Annotated in this window: 17 protein-coding genes; 7 read left to right on the plus strand and 10 right to left on the minus strand. The window is 75.5% G+C overall.

Going from position 1 to position 16,841, the window contains the following annotated elements:
* The first annotated feature begins 8 nt into the window (after window positions 1–8).
* Complete coding sequence (locus FMM08_RS18535) at window positions 9–905, plus strand: DMT family transporter (protein WP_187279855.1); 897 nt, start codon at window positions 9–11, stop codon at window positions 903–905.
* Window positions 902–1,537 carry a GntR family transcriptional regulator gene (locus tag FMM08_RS18540; protein ID WP_147927867.1) on the plus strand — a complete coding sequence of 212 codons (636 nt, stop codon included), beginning with the start codon at window positions 902–904 and terminating at the stop codon, window positions 1,535–1,537. Before FMM08_RS18535 ends, FMM08_RS18540 begins: the two co-directional genes overlap by 4 nt.
* Here FMM08_RS18540 and FMM08_RS18545 read toward each other — a convergent pair whose 3' ends face one another.
* Window positions 1,538–2,173, minus strand: coding sequence for a cyclase family protein (locus FMM08_RS18545; protein WP_222710938.1), 636 nt, complete (start codon window positions 2,171–2,173; stop codon window positions 1,538–1,540). It lies immediately after the preceding gene.
* Between the two features lie 41 nt (window positions 2,174–2,214).
* On the opposite strand from FMM08_RS18545, the gene FMM08_RS18550 reads away from it, so the two are divergent.
* The 3 genes from FMM08_RS18550 to FMM08_RS18560 are packed head-to-tail and all read left to right on the plus strand — an operon-like array spanning window position 2,215 to window position 5,025.
* On the plus strand, window positions 2,215–3,123 hold the full coding sequence (locus tag FMM08_RS18550; RefSeq protein ID WP_147927869.1) for a 3-methyladenine DNA glycosylase: 909 nt from the start codon (window positions 2,215–2,217) through the stop codon (window positions 3,121–3,123).
* Entirely contained in the window at window positions 3,120–4,169 is a 1,050-nt protein-coding gene (locus tag FMM08_RS18555) for an alpha-hydroxy acid oxidase (RefSeq protein ID WP_147927870.1), read from the plus strand. The genes FMM08_RS18550 and FMM08_RS18555 overlap by 4 nt, the downstream gene beginning before the upstream one ends.
* Window positions 4,162–5,025 carry a DNA-formamidopyrimidine glycosylase family protein gene (locus FMM08_RS18560; RefSeq protein ID WP_147927871.1) on the plus strand — a complete coding sequence of 288 codons (864 nt, stop codon included), beginning with the start codon at window positions 4,162–4,164 and terminating at the stop codon, window positions 5,023–5,025. The genes FMM08_RS18555 and FMM08_RS18560 overlap by 8 nt, the downstream gene beginning before the upstream one ends.
* Here FMM08_RS18560 and FMM08_RS18565 read toward each other — a convergent pair.
* From FMM08_RS18565 to FMM08_RS18600, 8 genes are all read right to left on the minus strand, one after another.
* Complete coding sequence (locus tag FMM08_RS18565) at window positions 5,012–5,362, minus strand: helix-turn-helix domain-containing protein (RefSeq protein WP_255472585.1); 351 nt, start codon at window positions 5,360–5,362, stop codon at window positions 5,012–5,014. The genes FMM08_RS18560 and FMM08_RS18565 overlap by 14 nt on opposite strands.
* 122 nt (window positions 5,363–5,484) lie before the next feature.
* Window positions 5,485–5,997 (minus strand): CinA family protein, encoded by a 513-nt coding sequence (locus tag FMM08_RS18570; protein WP_147927873.1) that lies wholly within the window; start codon window positions 5,995–5,997, stop codon window positions 5,485–5,487.
* Window positions 5,990–6,595: a CDP-diacylglycerol--glycerol-3-phosphate 3-phosphatidyltransferase gene (gene pgsA / locus FMM08_RS18575; RefSeq protein ID WP_147927874.1), complete on the minus strand. Its 606-nt coding sequence runs from the start codon at window positions 6,593–6,595 to the stop codon at window positions 5,990–5,992. The genes FMM08_RS18570 and pgsA overlap by 8 nt, the downstream gene beginning before the upstream one ends.
* The gene (gene rimO, locus FMM08_RS18580) at window positions 6,592–8,061 is read right to left on the minus strand and encodes a 30S ribosomal protein S12 methylthiotransferase RimO (protein ID WP_147927875.1); all 1,470 of its coding nucleotides are present in this window, start codon (window positions 8,059–8,061) and stop codon (window positions 6,592–6,594) included. The genes pgsA and rimO overlap by 4 nt, the downstream gene beginning before the upstream one ends.
* A 33-nt stretch (window positions 8,062–8,094) precedes the next feature.
* Entirely contained in the window at window positions 8,095–10,854 is a 2,760-nt protein-coding gene (locus tag FMM08_RS18585) for a DNA translocase FtsK (RefSeq protein WP_147927876.1), read from the minus strand.
* A 55-nt stretch (window positions 10,855–10,909) separates the two neighbouring features.
* Window positions 10,910–12,637 carry a ribonuclease J gene (locus FMM08_RS18590; RefSeq protein ID WP_255472588.1) on the minus strand — a complete coding sequence of 576 codons (1,728 nt, stop codon included), beginning with the start codon at window positions 12,635–12,637 and terminating at the stop codon, window positions 10,910–10,912.
* Window positions 12,634–13,554 carry a 4-hydroxy-tetrahydrodipicolinate synthase gene (gene dapA, locus FMM08_RS18595; RefSeq protein ID WP_147927877.1) on the minus strand — a complete coding sequence of 307 codons (921 nt, stop codon included), beginning with the start codon at window positions 13,552–13,554 and terminating at the stop codon, window positions 12,634–12,636. The genes FMM08_RS18590 and dapA overlap by 4 nt, the downstream gene beginning before the upstream one ends.
* A 9-nt stretch (window positions 13,555–13,563) precedes the next feature.
* The gene (locus FMM08_RS18600) at window positions 13,564–14,448 is read right to left on the minus strand and encodes a lysophospholipid acyltransferase family protein (RefSeq protein WP_147927878.1); all 885 of its coding nucleotides are present in this window, start codon (window positions 14,446–14,448) and stop codon (window positions 13,564–13,566) included.
* Window positions 14,449–14,525: 77 nt separating this feature from the next.
* On the opposite strand from FMM08_RS18600, the gene FMM08_RS18605 reads away from it, so the two are divergent.
* A complete protein-coding gene (locus FMM08_RS18605) occupies window positions 14,526–15,311 on the plus strand; it encodes an alpha/beta hydrolase (protein WP_222710939.1) in 786 nt (261 codons plus the stop codon).
* Window positions 15,308–15,841, plus strand: a complete 534-nt coding sequence (locus FMM08_RS18610; protein ID WP_147927879.1) for a hypothetical protein — start codon at window positions 15,308–15,310, stop codon at window positions 15,839–15,841. Before FMM08_RS18605 ends, FMM08_RS18610 begins: the two co-directional genes overlap by 4 nt.
* Window positions 15,842–15,849: 8 nt before the next feature.
* Here the strand turns inward: FMM08_RS18610 and FMM08_RS18615 are convergent, their stop codons facing one another.
* Window positions 15,850–16,830 (minus strand): ROK family glucokinase, encoded by a 981-nt coding sequence (locus tag FMM08_RS18615; protein WP_147927880.1) that lies wholly within the window; start codon window positions 16,828–16,830, stop codon window positions 15,850–15,852.
* Between the last annotated feature and the right edge of the window lie 11 nt (window positions 16,831–16,841).

Genomic DNA, 16,841 nt, shown 5'->3' on the forward strand with positions numbered 1-16,841 from the left:
ATCTTGTCGTGACGTCGTCCGCACGCTCCGTCGTGCTCGTGCTGCTCTCAGCCGTCTGCTTCGGCTCCACGGGCACCGCGGTGGAGCTCGGCGCCCCCGACGCCTCGCCCCTGGCCGTCGGCGCGGCACGCATCGCCCTCGGCGGCGCGCTGCTCGCGGCCGTGGCGGCGCGGCCCCTCCTGCGCCGGGGCCGCCCCACCGCTCCCCCGCACCGGCTCGTCGGAGTGGTGGCGGTGGGTGCGCTCGGGGTCGTGGCCTACCAGCCGCTGTTCTTCGCGGGCACGGCCTCGAACGGCGTCGCGGTCGGGGCGGTCGTGGCGCTGGGCTCCGCGCCGCTGGTGACCGGCCTGCTCGCCTGGCTGCTCGGCGGCGTGCGGCCCAGCCGGCGGTGGGTGGCGGCGACCGCCGTCGCCGTCGTCGGCCTGGTGGTGCTGGCGGCCAGCTCCGGCGAGGCGGGGGGCGCCTCGCCGCTCGGCCTGGTGGCGTCGGTGGGTGCCGGCGCCAGCTACTCGGTGTTCGCCCTGGTCACCAAGCACCTCCTCGATGCCGGCTGGACCCCCACCGGCTCCGTCGGCGCCGTCTTCGGCGGGGCAGCGGCGCTCAGCGCGGTCCTGCTGATGATCACCGGTGTGCCCACTGGCGCCGGTGACCTCGCCGCGGTGCTCTGGCTCGGCCTGGTCACCACGGCACTGGCCTACGTGCTGTTCTCCACCGGCCTGCGCGAGCTCACCGCACCCACCGTCGCCACGCTCACGCTGGCGGAGCCGCTCACCGCGACCCTGCTGGGGCTGCTCCTCCTCGGCGAGCACCTCAGCGCCCTCCAGGCGGTGGCCCTGCTGCTCCTGGCGGTCGGCCTGGCCGTGCTCGCCGTCCCCGCCCGCGGGCGTGGCAGGGTCGCCGCGTGAGCTCGCGCCGCGCCGACGACCTCCACGCCCTGCTCAGGGACCGCGTGCTCTCCGGGGAGCTGCCCCCCGGCACTCCGCTGCGCGAGGAGGCGCTGGCCACCGAGCACGCGGCCAGCCGCCACACGGTGCGCACGTCCCTGGCGCAGCTCGTGGCCGAGCGGCTGGCCAGCTCCGCGCCGTTCGCCGGGGTGCGGGTGGCCTCGCTCGACGACGACGACGTGCGCTCCCTGCAGGACCTGCGCCGCGCCGTCGAGAGCGAGGCGGTCAGGCTGCTGGGCGCCCGGCACGGCAGCGCGTGGCCCGCCGACGTGGTCGCGGTGCTCGACGAGCGCGCCGACGCGCTCGAGCGCGCCGTGGCGGGGGCCGGGGGTGAGCCGCTGGCGGTGCTGCGCGAGCACGCCGCGCTCCACGAGGCGCTCGTGGCGGCCGCGGGGTCGCCGCGGTTGACCGAGGCCGCTGCCGCGCTCGGAGCGGAGGTGCGGCTCTTCACCGCCCACCTGCAGCTGCACCGCACGCCCGCTGGGCTGGCCAAGCAGCACCGCGCCTACCTGCGCGACGTCCGCGAGCGCGGCGCGGCCGCGGTGCACGAGCACCTCGCGGCGTCGCAGACCGCGCTGCTCGGAGGCCGGTGATCAGCCTCCGGTGGCCACAGCGCGCACGGGCGCCCCGTCTCCTCCCGCGAGGGCGAGTGGGAACAGGTGCACGCGCGGGTCGGTCAGGGCGGAGACGTCGCCGAGCCGGGTGAGGTTCTCCGCGAGGACCCCGCCGGCACCGAGCCAGGCCCGGTGGAAGGGGAGGTCGTCGAGCGGGTCGGGGCTCAGGGTGTCCACCCCGAGGGTGCGCACGCCAGCGGCGAGCAGCCGCTCGGCGACCGACGGCGCGAGGTGCGGGTGCCGCTCGTAGGCGGCGCTGCCCCAGTGCGCGTCCCAGCCGGTGCGGACCAGGACGACGACGCCGACCGCCAGGGCCTCGGCGTGAGGGGCGAAGGGCTCCCAGCCGACGCCTGCGCCGGGGCCGTGGCCACGGGCGTCCACCACGAGCGCGGGCCCGGTGAAGAGGGTGAGGTCCAGCTCGTCGAGGGTGGCCCCGCCGGGCACGACGTGCGAGGGCGCGTCGACGTGGGTGCCGCTGTGCGAGCCCAGGTGCAGAGCCGTCACGGCGCACCCGTGGGTGCCGAGGTCGAGTGCGGGCGCGAGGGAGACGGCCGGGTCCCCCGGGTACACCGGCATGCCGGTGGTGACGGGGTGGCTCAGGTCGACGACGCGCACGCGCTGCATCGTCGTCGCTCCGCGCGTGTGATGCTCGTGCCGTGCAGGTGGCGGACTGGCGTGAGCGGACTGCCGCGCACGAGCAGCGCGCCGACGCCCTCACCGCCGCCCGTCGCGAGCGCCGCTCGAGAGCGGGCGGCGGTCAGGACGCCGTGGACCCCGTTGACGACTTCCTCTACGACTACTACTCCCTGCGTCCCGGCCAGCTGCGGCGGTGGCACCCCGGCGCCGGCGCGGTGCTGGTCGACGCGGCGGACGCACCGCACCGCGCCTGGCGCTGGTACGCGCAGCGCGAGCAGGACGGCGGGGTGGCCCTCGACGCCGCCGCCTTCGCCGCGGACCGGGGCCGCACCGTGGCGACCAGCCGCCGGCTGCTCGAGGCGCTCCGCGGTCGACCACCGCACCTGGGGTGCTTCGGGATGCACGAGTGGGCCATGGTCTACCGCTCCGGTGACGCGGTGGGCGGCCCCAGCACCGGCGGGGCCTCTGCCGGGGGTCGCCGCCACGCCCTGCCCCTGCGCCTGGGACAGGCCGGCGCCGACGCCGTGGTGGAGGCCCACCCCCTGCGCTGCAGCCACATCGACGCGTTCCGGTTCTTCACCCCCGAGGCCGTGCCCCGCAACGCGGCGGCGCTCACGCGCGAGACGCAGGCGGAGACCGACCAGCCCGGGTGCGTCCACGTCACCATGGACGTGCTCCGGCACGCGGTCGCCCTGGGCCCGGCCTGCCCCGGTGAGCTGCTGCTGGACTGCTTCGAGGCGGCCCGGGCGGCCCGGGAGGTCGACATGCGCGCCTCCCCCTACGACGTGTCCGGGTCGGGCCTGTCACCGATCGCCGTGGAGACCCGGGACGGCAAGGTCGCCTACGCCGCGGCGCAGCGCGAGCTCGCCGCGGCTGCGGCGCCGCTCCGGGAGCGACTGCTCCGCACGTGCGAGGAGGTCCTGGGATGACCACGACGACGGCGCTCTTCGACCGGCTCGAGGCGGAGGCGAGGGCCGAGCTGCCGGCGCACGTCGCGGGGTACGTCGCCGCGACCGCTGGCGCGGGCCAGTGCCACGCGGAGGGCCTGCGGGACTGGGCCGCGGCGCGGCTGGTGCCCCGCGTGCTCCAGGGCGTCTCCCGCACGGACGCCGAGCTGGCGGCGACGACGGTGCTGGGCACGCCTCTGCGCACCCCGGTGCTCGTGGCACCGATGGCGCAGCAGGTGGCCGCCCACCCCCGCGGCGAGGCGGAGACCGCCCGCGCGGTGGCCGCGGCGGGGTCGCTGCTGGGCGTCTCGACGAACACCGCCGTCCCCTTCGACGAGGTGGCAGTGGCCGGCGCCCCGTGGTGGTACCAGGTCTACGTGCTGCGCGACAGGTCGCTCACCGCCGCCCTGGTGGAGCGGGCCGCCGCAGCCGGCGCCACCGCGCTGGTGCTCACCGTCGACACGACGGCGCTCACGCCCTCAGCGCCGGGCGGGCAGAGCATCGAGCCCACCGAGTGGCCGGCGGGGCCCGGACGGGAGCGCCTCACCGCGCTCACCCAGGCCGACCTCGCCGACCGGGAGGCCGGCGCCGCGACGCCCGCGCTCGACGTGGGGCTGGAGACCATCGGCTGGCTCGCCGAGCGGACCGGGCTGCCGGTGGTGGTGAAGGGCGTGCTCCACCCCGACGACGCCCGTGCGTGCGCGCAGGCCGGGGCCGCGGGCGTCGTCGTGAGCACCCACGGCGGACGGCGCCTCGGGGAGTCGGTGACGTCCGCCGCTGCGCTGCCCGGTGTCGTGGCGGCGGTGCGCTCGGTGGACGCTGGGGTGGAGGTCTACGCCGACTCGGGCGTCCGCAGCGGCGCCGCCGTCGCCTGGGCGCTGGCGCAGGGAGCCCGCGCCGTGTTCGTGGGTCGGCCCGTCTGGTGGGGCCTGGCGGCGCGCGGCGCCGACGGGGTCGCCGCTGTGCTGGAGGCGTTGACCGCGGACGTCGTCACCGCGCTGCGCCAGTGCGGCGACGTGCGTGCCTGAGGGGGACGTCGTCTGGCGCTCCGCACAACGGCTGCACGCGGCGCTCGCCGGGCGGGCGCTGGAGCGGAGCGACCTCCGCTGGCCGTCGCTGGCAACCGTCGACCTGCGGGGCCGCGTGGTGGACGAGGTGGTCAGCCGCGGCAAGCACCTGCTCCTGCGCGTGGGCGACGGGGACGGGACTGACCAGCCGCTGACCCTGCACAGCCACCTGCGGATGGAGGGCTCCTGGCACGTGCACGCCACCGGTCAGCCGTGGCGCACGGCGAGGGCGGCGCACGGCGTGCGGGCGGTGCTGGCGAACGCCGAGTGGACCGCCGTGGGCCACCGGCTGGGGATGCTCGACCTCGTGCCCACCGCCGAGGAGGCGCGGCTGGTCGGCCACCTCGGCCCCGACGTCCTCGGGCCCGGCTGGGGGCCGGGAGCCGTGACCCGGGTGGTGGACGCGCTGCTCGCCCACCCGGGGCGCCACGTCGGAGAGGCGCTGCTCGACCAGCGCGTCCTGGCCGGAGTGGGCACGTACTTCATGGCCGAGGCGCTGTTCCTGCGGGGGGTCTCACCGTGGACGCCTGCCGGGGAGCTCGGAGAGGACGGGCTGCGCGCGCTCGTCGTGCTGGAGCGGCGGCTGCTGGAGGCCGGGACGCGCGACGTCGCGCACGGCTCGCTGGGGTACGTCCACGCCCGGTCGGGGCAGCCCTGCCGGCGGTGCGGGACGACGGTGCGCGTGGCCCCCATCGGGGTCGCACCCCAGGAGAGGTCGGCGTTCTACTGCCCGCGCTGCCAGCCCGGGCCGACCCCCACGGACGGCGGGGCCCCGCAGGCTCCGCTGGGGGCCCGTAGGGAGGTCAGGCGGCGCTGACGAGACCGTCGCGGGTGATGACCACCGGCGGGATGCCGAGGTCGCCCACACCAGCGGCGGGGACGGTGGCGGCGACCGTCGCCGGGACGGGGACGGGGAGGCCCTCGGCGGCGGCGACGCGGTCGCTCACGGCGCGCAGCACCGTCGACATCGGCACGGCCAGCGCATCGCAGATCGACGACAGCAGCTCGCTGGACGCCTCCTTCTGGCCCCGCTCCACCTCGGAGAGGTAGCCCAGGGAGACGCGGGCGGCACCGGAGACCTCGCGCAGGGTGCGGCCCTGCTGCTGACGGGCGGAGCGCAGCACGTCGCCGATCTCGCGTCGCAGCAGTGGCACCTGGCGCCTCCCGTCCGTCGTCGGCGGTGACGCCGAGAGACCACGGTACCCCGTCGGGGCGGCAGGCGGGCGGCTGGAGGAGGGACGGCGGGTCGGAGGGCGGCGGACCGAGGTGCTGGTCATCAGTTCTTCCAACGCTGGGAGGGCTCTTCTCGTTCCTCACGGTCGGTGAGCACGCGCGCGAGGAGGTCGAGCGCGCCGCGCACGGCGCCCTCGCGGACGGCGGCGCGGTCACCGGGGAGGCGGAGCACCTCGGCGGAGACGCCGGCGGCGGTGGACACGGCGACGACGACGGTGCCGGCGGGGTGCCCGTCGTGCGGCCCGGGACCAGCGACGCCCGTGGTGGCCACGCCCACGTCAGCCCCGAGCAGACGGGTGACGCCGCTGGCCATGGCCTCGGCGACGGCCCGGTGGACGGGCCCCGTGCGCTCGAGCTGGTCGCTGCTCACGCCGAGGACGGAGGACTTCACGTCGGTGGCGTAGGAGACCACCCCCCCGCGCAGGACGTCCGAAGCTCCTGGCACGTCGGCGAGGCGCGCGCTCAGCAGCCCTGCGGTGAGGGACTCGGCGGTGGCGACGGTGAGGTGCGCCTCGCGCAGCGCCTCGACGACGCGCTCGGGCAGTGCGTCAGGCACGTCGTCCGCCCTGCACGAGCCGGTAGGCGCGGACGAGGTAGTCGACGCCCGTGACCAGCGTCACCGCGGCCGCGGCCAGCACGAGCACCAGCAGGGCGCCCTCGACGACGGCGAGCGGGGTGCCGGACAGCCACGACGACCACGGCAGCAGCAGCAGGCCCGCCGCCGCCACCTGCAGCACCGTCTTGAGCTTGCCGCCCGGGGAGGCGGCGATGACGCCGTAGCGGATCACCACGAAGCGCAGCAGCGTGATGCCGACCTCGCGGACGAGGATGACCACCGTCACCCACCACCACACCTCGCCGAGCAGCGACAGGCAGACGAACACCGCGCCCAGCAGCAGCTTGTCGGCGATGGGGTCGGCGATCTTGCCGAAGTCGGTGACCAGTCCCCGGGCCCGCGCGATGTCACCGTCGATCTTGTCGGTGATGCTCGCAGCCGCGAACGCTGCGAACGCCCCCAGCCGGAACCACGCGTCGTCGCCGTCGCGGGCCAGCAGCAGCCACACCACCAGCGGCACCAGCACGATCCGCAGGACCGTGAGGTAGTTGGCGATGTTCCAGGCCGACACCTTCGCCGGCTGGGCTGGCGTGCTCACAGCGGTCGGGCCACCAGGTCGACGCCTTCGCTGGCCGTGACCTGCACGGGGACCAGCGCCCCCACCGGGGGCAGCTCGGCACCGGGGGCGAGCTCGATGCGCGTCGTGCCGTCGACGTCGGGGCCCTGGAAGCCGGTGCGCCCGACAGCGCTCACGAGACCGTCGCCGTCGTCGTCGTGCTCCTCGACCAGGACGGCGTCACGAGTGCCGACGCGCTGCGCGGCGCGCTCGTCGACGAGGGCCTCGACGAGCCGGGAGATCCGGTCCACGCGCTCGGCGACGACGGCCTCGTCGACCTTGTCGGTGAGGGAGGCGGCCTCCGTGCCGTCCTCGTCGGAGTACCCGAAGACCCCCACCACGTCGAGGCGCGCACCCTCGAGGAAGCGCTCGAGCTCGGCGACGTCGTCCTCGGTCTCCCCCGGGAAGCCGACGATGACGTTGGAGCGCACGCCCGCCTCGGGCGCCAGGGTGCGGACCCGGTCGAGCAGCGCGAGGAACTCGTCCGTGCTGCCGAAGCGGCGCATCCGGCGCAGCAGCGCCGGCGCGGAGTGCTGGAAGGAGAGGTCGAAGTAGGGGGTGACGCCGGGCGTGCCCGCGATCGCCTCGAGCAGCCCCGGACGCACCTCGGCCGGCTGCAGGTAGCTGACGCGCACCCGCTCGAGCCCGTCCACGGCCGCCAGCTGCGGCAGCAGGGACTCCAGCGCGCGCAGGTCGCCCAGGTCCTTGCCGTAGGAGGTCGAGTTCTCGCTGACGAGGAACACCTCCTTGACGCCCTGCTCGGCGAGCCAGCGCGCCTCGGCGAGCACGTCGGCCGGGGGCCGGGAGACGAAGCTGCCGCGGAAGGCGGGGATGGCGCAGAACGAGCAGCGGCGGTCGCAGCCGGACGCCAGCTTCAGCGGCGCCCAGGGAGCGCTGCCGAGGCGGGCGCGGACCACGGGCGGGCCGGACTCGGGCACCTTGGCGAGGCTGGCGTCGCTCAGCTCCCCGAGCCCGGGGAGGGCGACGGCGCCGCTGCGGGCGGCGGCCTGCCGCTTCGCGGGGCTGACGGGCAGCAGCGTGCGGCGGTCGCGCGGGACGTGCGACTCCGGCCGCGCCCCGTGGAGGATGCCGTCGAGGTGGGTGGACAGGTCCGCGTAGGAGTCGAACCCGAGCACCGCGTCGACCTCGGGCAGCTCCTCGGCCAGGTCCTTGCCGTACCGCTCGGACATGCAGCCCACGGCCACCACGGCCTGCGTGCGCGAGGCGTCGTCGTCGCGGAGCTCGGCGACGTCGAGGAGGACGTCCACGGAGTCCTTCTTCGCCTGCTCCACGAACCCGCAGGTGTTGACGACGGCGACGTCCGCGGCGGCCGGGTCGTCCTCGAGGCGCCAGCCGGCGGCCGCCAGGCGACCGGCGAGCTCCTCGGAGTCGACCTCGTTGCGGACGCACCCGAGGGTGACCAGAGCTACCGACCTCACGGCTGGCAAGGGTACGGGGTCATCGCTGGTGGCCCCGCGGGCTCAGTACCTGTCGGTGAGCTCCCAGGCGTCCTCGGAGCCCTCCGAGGGCTCGTCCACGCCGTCGTCCCAGCCCTCGCCCTCAGCCAGGTCGACCACCTGGGTGGCGTCGTCGGGGATGCGGACCGGCTCGCGGGCGGCGTCACCGCGCAGGCGGGCCAGGGCCTCGTCCATGTCGTCGGGCTTGACGTAGACGTCACGGGCCTTGGAGCCCTCCGAGGGCCCCACCACGCCGCGCTGCTCGAGCAGGTCCATGAGGCGGCCCGCCTTCGCGAACCCCACGCGCAGCTTGCGCTGCAGCATCGAGGTGGAGCCGAACTGGGTGGTGATGATGTGCTCGGCGGCCGCCAGCATGAGCTCGAGGTCGTCGCCGACGTCCTCGGCGATCTTCTGCGCGTTGCTCGGCGCCACGACGTCCTGCACGTACTCGGGCGCGGCCTGCGCCTTGACGTGCGCGACGACCTTCTCCACCTCGGACTCGCTGACCCAGGCGCCCTGCACGCGGGCCGGCTTGGAGGAGCCCATCGGCAGGAACAGCGCGTCGCCCTGGCCGATGAGCTTCTCGGCGCCCGGCTGGTCCAGGACCACCCGGGAGTCGGCCAGGGACGACGTCGCGAACGCCAGGCGCGAGGGCACGTTGGCCTTGATGAGGCCGGTGACCACGTCGACCGACGGGCGCTGCGTCGCGAGGACCAGGTGGATGCCGGCGGCGCGCGCGAGCTGGGTGATCCTGACGATGGACGACTCCACGTCGCGCGGCGCGACCATCATGAGGTCGGCCAGCTCGTCGACCACCACGAGCAGGTACGGGTACCGCCGCAGCTGGCGCTCGCTGCCCTCGATCGGCTCCACGCGGCCCTCGTCGATGGCGGCGTTGAAGTCGTCCACGTGCTTGAAGCCGTACATCGCGAGGTCGTCGTAGCGGCGGTCCATCTCCTGGGTGACCCAGTCGAGCGCCTCGGCGGCCTTCTTGGCGTTGGTGATGATCGGGCTCAGCAGGTGCGGGATGCCCTCGTAGGCCGTGAGCTCCACGCGCTTCGGGTCCACGAGGATCATGCGCACCTGGTCGGGCGTCGCCCGCATGAGGATCGACGTGATCATCGAGTTGATGAAGCTCGACTTGCCGGCGCCCGTGGCCCCGGCGACGAGCAGGTGGGGCGTCTTGGCGAGGTTGGTGATGACGTACCCGCCCTCGACGTCCTTGCCGATGCCCATGACCATCGGGTGCGTGTTGCGCTGCGCGACGTCGCTGCGGAGGACGTCGCCGAGGACGACGATCTCGCGGTCGGTGTTGGGGATCTCCACGCCGATCGCCGACTTGCCGGGGATCGGGCTCAGGATGCGCACGTCAGCGCTGGCCACGGCGTAGGCGATGTTCTTCGACAGCGCCGTGACCTTCTCCACCTTGACGCCGGTGCCCAGCTCCACCTCGTAGCGGGTGACCGTCGGGCCGCGGGTGAAGTCGGCGACGCGCGCGTCGATGGAGAAGTTGTCCAGGACGGCGGTGAGGGCGTCCACCACGCGGTCGTTCGCCTCGGTGCGGGTCGCGTGGCCCTCGCCGTGCTTCAGGACGTCGTCCGGCGGCATCTCGTAGGTGCCGGTGAACGCCAGCGCCATCTGCTCCACGCGGTGCGGCAGCTGCGTGGTGGGCGGTGCCTGCAGCGGCGGGGCGGGAGCCGGCGGGGCGGGAGCCGGCGCGGCACCGCGGGCGTGGGCGGTGACGCCGGCGGCCGACGAGCGGCGCGGCCCCGGAGCGGCGTCGGGCTCCTCGCCGGGCTCGACGGCGACCGCGGTGGTCGGGGCGGCGCCGAAGTCCTTGAAGGGGTCGAAGACCTCCTCGCCCGGCGCAGGGGTGGCGGCGGACGCCTGCTCCTCGAAGGCGGGCCGGTCGTCCTCGCCGGCGCCCCGCTTGCGGCGCTTCGGCTTGACCTCCGCCTCGCGCTCCATCGCCTGCTCGTAGGCCTCGTCGCCGTGGCGGCTGCCGCGGGCGCGGCCCAGCTGGCGGCGCTCGAGCTCGCCGTCGGGGTCGTCCTCGCCGTAGCGGCCGTGCACGTCGTCGCCGCCGGTGAGGGTGCGGTAGAGCAGACCCAGGCGGTGCGGCACGAGGTGCACGGGCGTCGCGGTGGTCACCAGGACGCCGAAGACGGCGAGGATCCCGAGCAGCGTGTAGGTGAGCGCCCCGCCCACCGCCGCGTCCACGGGGGTCGCCACGAGGTAGCCGAGCACGCCGCCCGCCTCGCGGATCCTCTCCAGGGAGCTGACCGGGCTCGCGCCGAGCGCCCCGCCCAGGTGGAGCATGCCCGCCACGGCCACCGTGATGGCCCCGAGCCCGACGACGACGCGGCTGTTCTCGCTGCCCGCGTCAGGGCGCAGCAGCAGGCGCAGCGCCAGCACGCCCAGCGCCAGCGGCAGCGCGAGGCTCACCTTGCCGACGGTCCCGGCGACCACGGCGTGGACCACGTCGCCGAAGGTCCCGGGCATGCCCCACCACTCACGGGCGGCCACCACGATGGCGGCCGCCACGAGCGCGAGGCCGATCCCGTCCCGGCGGACGTCGGGGTCCAGGTCGGAGCTGTCGGGGCGCCCCTTGCGGGCGCTGCCACCCACGGCGTGGGCGAGCCCCATCCAGGTGCCGCGGACGGCCCGCACGGGCAGCGGCGCGCGGGTCCGCGCGTGGGCGGCGCCGCGCGCGCCGCCCTTGGGGGCGGCCTTCGCCCCGGCGCGAGGCTTCGCGGGAGCGCGCGAGGTCGAGCGGGTGGCCATGCGGCCACGCTATCCGCTCGTCACATCCCTCACACACGCCCCACGCCGGGAGGAACTACGCCTCCACGACCACCGGGATGATCATGGGCCTGCGGCGCAGCGACGTCCCCGCCCAGCGGCCGACCACGCGGCGCACCACCTGCTGCAGCTGGTGGGTGTCGACACCGCCGCCGCCCTGGGACGCCTGCGCGACGGCCTGGGCCAGCGCGTCAGCCACCCTCGGGACGATGGACTGCAGGGTGCTCGTGTCCTCGGCGACGCCCCGGGCGTGCACCTCGGGGCCCGCCACCACCTTGCCGGTGGTGGAGTCGATGACGGCGAACACCGAGATGAAGCCCTCGTCACCCAGGATGCGACGGTCCTTGAGGTCGGCGTCGGTGATGGAACCCACCGAGGAGCCGTCGACGTAGACGTACCCGCAGGGCACCTGACCGGTGATCTTCGCGCGGCCGTCGCGCAGGTCGACCACGGAACCGCAGTCGGTGATGAGCACCCGCTCGCGCGGCACACCCGTCTTGACCGCGAGGTCGGCGTTCGCGTGGAGGTGCCGCACCTCGCCGTGCACCGGCATGGCGTTCTTCGGCTTGACGATGTTGTAGCAGTACAGGAGCTCACCGGCGCTCGCGTGGCCGGAGACGTGCACGCGGGCGTTGCCGGAGTGCACGACCGCGGCGCCCAGGCGCATGAGCCCGTTGATCACGCGGTAGACGGCGTTCTCGTTGCCGGGGATGAGCGAGGAGGCCAGGACGACGGTGTCGCCCGGACCCACCTGGATCCGGTGGTCGTGGTTGGCCATCCTGCTCAGGGCGGCCATCGGCTCGCCCTGGGAGCCGGTGCACATGAGCACGACCTTGGCGTCCGGGAGGTCGTCGACCTGCTTGAGGTCCACGAGGACGCCCTTGGGCACGTCGAGGTAGCCCAGGTCGGCGGCCACGCCCATGTTCCGCACCATCGAGCGGCCCACGAAGGCCACCTTGCGGCCGTGCTTGTGCGCGGTGTCGAGCACCTGCTGCACGCGGTGCACGTGCGAGGCGAAGCTCGCCACGATGAGCCGGCGCTGGGCGCTGGCGAAGACCCTGTCGAGCACGGGGGTGATCTCGCGCTCCGCGGTGGTGAAGCCCGGCACCTCGGCGTTGGTGGAGTCGACCATGAACAGGTCGACGCCGCGCTCGCCGAGCCGCGCGAAGGCGCGCAGGTCGGTGATGCGGCCGTCCAGCGGCAGCTGGTCCATCTTGAAGTCGCCGGTGTGGAGCACCGTTCCGGCGCTCGTGCGCACGGCGACCGCGAGGGCGTCGGGGATCGAGTGGTTGACCGCGACGAACTCGCACTCGAACGGACCGAGCTGCTCGACCTGCCCCTCGCTCACCGCGAGCGTGTACGGCTGGATGCGGTGCTCCTTGAGCTTCGCCTCGACGAAGGCCAGCGTCAGCGTGGAGCCCACCAGCGGGATGTCGGGGCGCAGGCGCAGGAGGAACGGCACGGCGCCGATGTGGTCCTCGTGGCCGTGCGTGAGGACCACGGCGACGACGTCGTCCAGGCGGTCGGCGATGTAGCTGAAGTCCGGGAGGATGAGGTCGACGCCGGGCTGGTGGTCCTCGGGGAACAGGACGCCGCAGTCGATGATCAGCAGCTTGCCGTCGATCTCGAGCACGGCCATGTTGCGGCCGACCTCGCCGAGGCCGCCCAGCGGCACCACGCGCAGCGTGCCGCGGGCGAGCTTCGGGGGCAGGCCCAGGGTCTGGCCGAGGGTCTGGGTGGTCGCTGCGGCGGTGGGGGCTGTCACAGAAGGTCTGCTCCTCGCAGGTCGGAGCTGAGCTGCTCGACCTGCTCGTCGGTGGCCTCCACGAGGGGCAGGCGCACGTGGCGGTTGGGGATGGCCCCGGTGAGCTCCAGCGCCGCCTTCACCATGATCGCGCCCTGGGTGCGGGTCATGATCGCGGTGACGGCGGGGAGCAGCCGGGTGTGGATCGCTCGGGCTGCGGGCAGGTCGCCCGCGTCGACGGCGGCGACCATGGCCGCGTAGGGACCAGCCGCCACGTGCCCGACCACGGAGACGACGCCGGCGGCGCCCTGCGCGAGGTGCGCGAGGTTCAGCTGGTCGCTGCCGGAGTAGTAGGCCAGGCCGCCCTCGCCTCCGGCGGCGGCCATGACCTGTGACGACGCGAACAGGTCGTCCTTGGCGTCCTTGACGGCCACCACGCGGGGGTGCTCCGCGAGGCGCAGGAGGACCTCGTTGGAGATCGCGGTGCCGGTGCGGCCGGGGATGTCGTAGAGCATCACCGGCAGGCCCGTGGAGTCGGCCACGGCCGAGAAGTGGCGGAACAGGCCCTCCTGCGGGGGCTTGTTGTAGTACGGGGTGACCACGAGCAGGCCGTCGACGCCGGTCCTCTCGGCGGCGCGGGCGCGCCGCAGGGTGTGGTCGGTGTCGTTGTTGCCGCAGCCCGCGATGACGTGGGCCCGCGAGCCCACCGCCTCGACGACGGCGGCGAGCAGCGCGTCGTGCTCGTGCTCGGCCAGCGTCGGGGACTCCCCCGTGGTGCCGGCGACGACGAGGCCGTCGTTCCCCTCGTCCACCAGGCGCTGCGCCAGCGCCTGGGCGGCGGCGACGTCCAGAGCGCCGTCAGCGGTGAACGGGGTCGCCATCGCGGTGAGCACCGCCCCGAACGGCCGGTGGACAGCGGGGGCGGTCGCGTCGGGCACCGGGGAAGGCTACCGGGACGGGTGCGGCCCGGGCTCCGGGGCTTCCGGGGGGTCGACCGGCGGCAGCGCGGTCCCGACGTCCCCCAGCTCCTCGGGGCCCAGCTCGGGCTCGTGGGCGCGGCGCGTGGTCGAGTCGGCGGAGGGACCGGCGGCGAGCACCTCGGGGCCGGCGGCCTCCGGCCGGGGCGCCTTGGTCGCCCCGCGGCGCTCCTTGGCCGCCGAGGCCAGCTTGTCCTTCATGGAGGCCGCGTAGACGTCGACGTACTCCTGCCCGGACAGCCGCATGATCTCGTAGGTGATCTCGTCGGTCACCGAGCGCAGGACGAACCTGTCGTTCTCCATGCCCTGGTACCGGGAGAAGTCCAGCGGGGCCCCGATGGTGATGCCCACCCGGCGGATGCGGGGGATCCGACGCCCGATGGGCTGCACCTCGGCGGTGCCGTGCATCGCCACCGGCAGGACGGGGACGCCGCTGGTCAGCGCCACGCGCGCCACGCCGGTCTTCCCGCGGTACAGGCGTCCGTCAGGGCTGCGGGTGCCCTCGGGGTAGATGCCGAAGAGCTCACCGCGGTCGAGCACCGCCAGGGCCAGGTCGATCGCCGCCTGGCTCGCCTTGCCGCCCGACCGGTCCACGGGCAGCTGGCCGATGCCCTTGAAGAAGCCCGCCGTGAGCCGCCCCTTCACGCCGCGGCCGGTGAAGTACTCGGCCTTCGCCATGAAGCTCACCCGCCGCGGGACCATGAGCGGGAGGAAGAAGGAGTCCGACACGGACAGGTGGTTGCTCGCGAGCACCGCGGGCCCCGTCAGCGGCACGTGCTCCAGCCCCTTGACCTCCGGCCGGAACAGCGACGTCAGGACGGGGTAGAGCACCGCCTTGAACAGCCAGTAGAGCACCCGTCCTCCTCCTCAAGCGGTCCTGGCTCAACCATAGGGGCGCCCTCGTCCTGCCTGCAGCGTGCGACGATGGTGGCGTGGGTGTGCTGGCCGGCGCGGAGGCCTTCTCGTCCGGCGCTGCGGCCGGCGCGGGGACCGCTGGCGCGCCCGCCGTCCTGCTCTGCCACGGCTTCACCGGGAGCCCCCAGGGGCTGCGCGGCTGGGCGCAGGACCTCGCCGCCGCCGGCCTGTCCGTCTGCCTGCCCCGGCTGCCCGGGCACGGGACGAGCTGGCAGGAGATGGCCCGCACGGGCTGGGCCGACTGGCTGGGCGCGCTCGAGGCGGAGCTGGAGCAGCTGCGCTCGCGCGGGCACCGCGTCGTCGTCGGCGGCCTGTCGATGGGCGGTGGCCTGGCCCTGCGGCTCGCGGCCGACCACCCCGCGGACGTGGCCGGCCTGGTGCTCGTCAACCCGGCGGTGCGCCTGGAGGACCCGCGCCTGGCAGCCCTGCCGCTGCTGCGCCGCCTGGGGCTGCTCGGCCGTCCCGGCCGCGAGCGCACCGCGCCCGCCGTCGGCGGTGACGTCGCGAAGCCCGGGGCGGTGGAGCTCGCCTACGACAGGGTGCCGCTGCGCGCCGCGGCGTCGATGGTCGAGGGGCTGCGCGGGGTGGCCCGCGACCTGCCCCTCGTGCACCAGCCGCTGGTGCTCCTCCGGTCCGCGGCCGACCACGTGGTGCCCGCCTCCTCCAGCGCGCTCGTGCTGGAGCGCGTCGGCTCGGCCGACGTGCGCGAGGAGGTGCTCGAGCGCAGCTACCACGTGGCCACGCTCGACCACGACGCCGCGCGCGTCAGCGCGGCCACCCTCGACCTGGTGGGCCGGCTGTGACCGCCGCACCCCCGCCCCCCGGCGGCGGCGACCCCGAGGGCGTCGACGTCGACGCCGCGTGGGCGCAGATCCTCGCCCACTGGGACGACCCCGCGGCCGAGCCCGACCGCCCGGCGGCCCCGCCGACCGCGCCACCGGCGGTCCCACCGGCCTCGCCGCCGGCTCCCCCGGCCGCCCCGACGGAGCTGCGGCGGCGCCGCACCGACCCGCCGGCCGAGACGCCCGCCCCACCGCAGGGGCCGCGGCTGCCCGACGGGCGCGGCGGCACCGAGGCCGACCCGCTGGCCGAGGAGCACTGGACCCCGCCCGAGCCACCGCCGCTGCCGCGCGGCAGCTGGCGGACCTGGCTGCCGTGGCTGGGCGTGCTCGGCGTGCCGTTCTTCTTCGTCGTCGTCGTGATCGTGAAGCCGCCGCTGCCGCCGCTCGTCGTCCTCGTGGCGGTGCTGGGCTTCGTGGCGGGGTTCGTCACCCTCGTCCTGCGGCTGCCCAGCCACCGCGAGGACGACGGCGACGACGGCGCCCGGCTCTAGGGGTCCGGTCAGACGGTCCGGGCGAGGTCGGCCACGCCGATCATCCCGGCGTCGTTCCCGAGGGAGGCCAGCTCCACGGGGATCGCGGGGCGGTGCCCGCGCGCGGTGAGCTGGCGGGCGAAGGCGGTGCGCGCCGGGGCGAGCAGGAGGTCACCGGCCTCGGAGACGCCGCCGCCGACGACGACGAGCGCCGGGTCGAGCGCGGCGACGACGCTGGCGGCGCCCTCACCGATCCAGCGGCCGAGGTCGGCCAGCAGCTCGACGGCGGCGGTGTCGCCCTCCAGAGCGGCCTTGGTGACGGTGGGGCCCTGGATGGCCTCGGGGTCGTCGCCGGCCAGCTCCAGGAGGTGCGCCGCGAGCGGTGAGCCGGTGCGCGCCATCGCACGGGCCTCGCGCACGAGCGCCCGGCCCGAGGCGTACTGCTCCCAGCAGCCGCGGTTGCCGCAGCCGCAGGGGTGGCCGTCGGGGACCACCCGCACGTGGCCGAGCTCCCCGGCGAAGCCGCTGGCGCCGCGCAGGAGGCGGTCGCCGATGACGATGCCGCCGCCCAGCCCCGTGCCGATGGTCAGCAGCACCATGTCGTGCACCTCGTGACCGGCGCTGCTGGCGCTGCGACCGGTGCCGTGCGCGAACTCGCCCCACGCGGCGGCGTTGGCGTCGTTCTCCACCACCACGGGCAGCCCGAGGGCGCGCTCCAGGTCGGCGCGGACCGGCTCGTCGCGCCAGGCGAGGTTGGGCGCGAAGGTGACGACGGAGCGGCTGGCGTCCACGAAGCCGGCGGCGGCGACGCCCACGGCCGCGACGTCGTGCTCGCGGCGCAGCTCGCCCACGGCGTCCACCACGGCGGCGGCGATCGCGCCCACGTCGCGGGCCGGCGTCTCGCGCCGGGTCCGGGCCACGATGCGCCCGGCGGCGTCCACCGCGCCAGCTGCGATCTTGGTGCCGCCGATGTCCACGCCGACGGTCAGTGCGCCGGAAGGGGTGCTCACGGCGCTGGACG

This window comes from Quadrisphaera setariae (genome assembly GCF_008041935.1).
Classification (GTDB): Bacteria; Actinomycetota; Actinomycetes; order Actinomycetales; family Quadrisphaeraceae; genus Quadrisphaera; species Quadrisphaera setariae.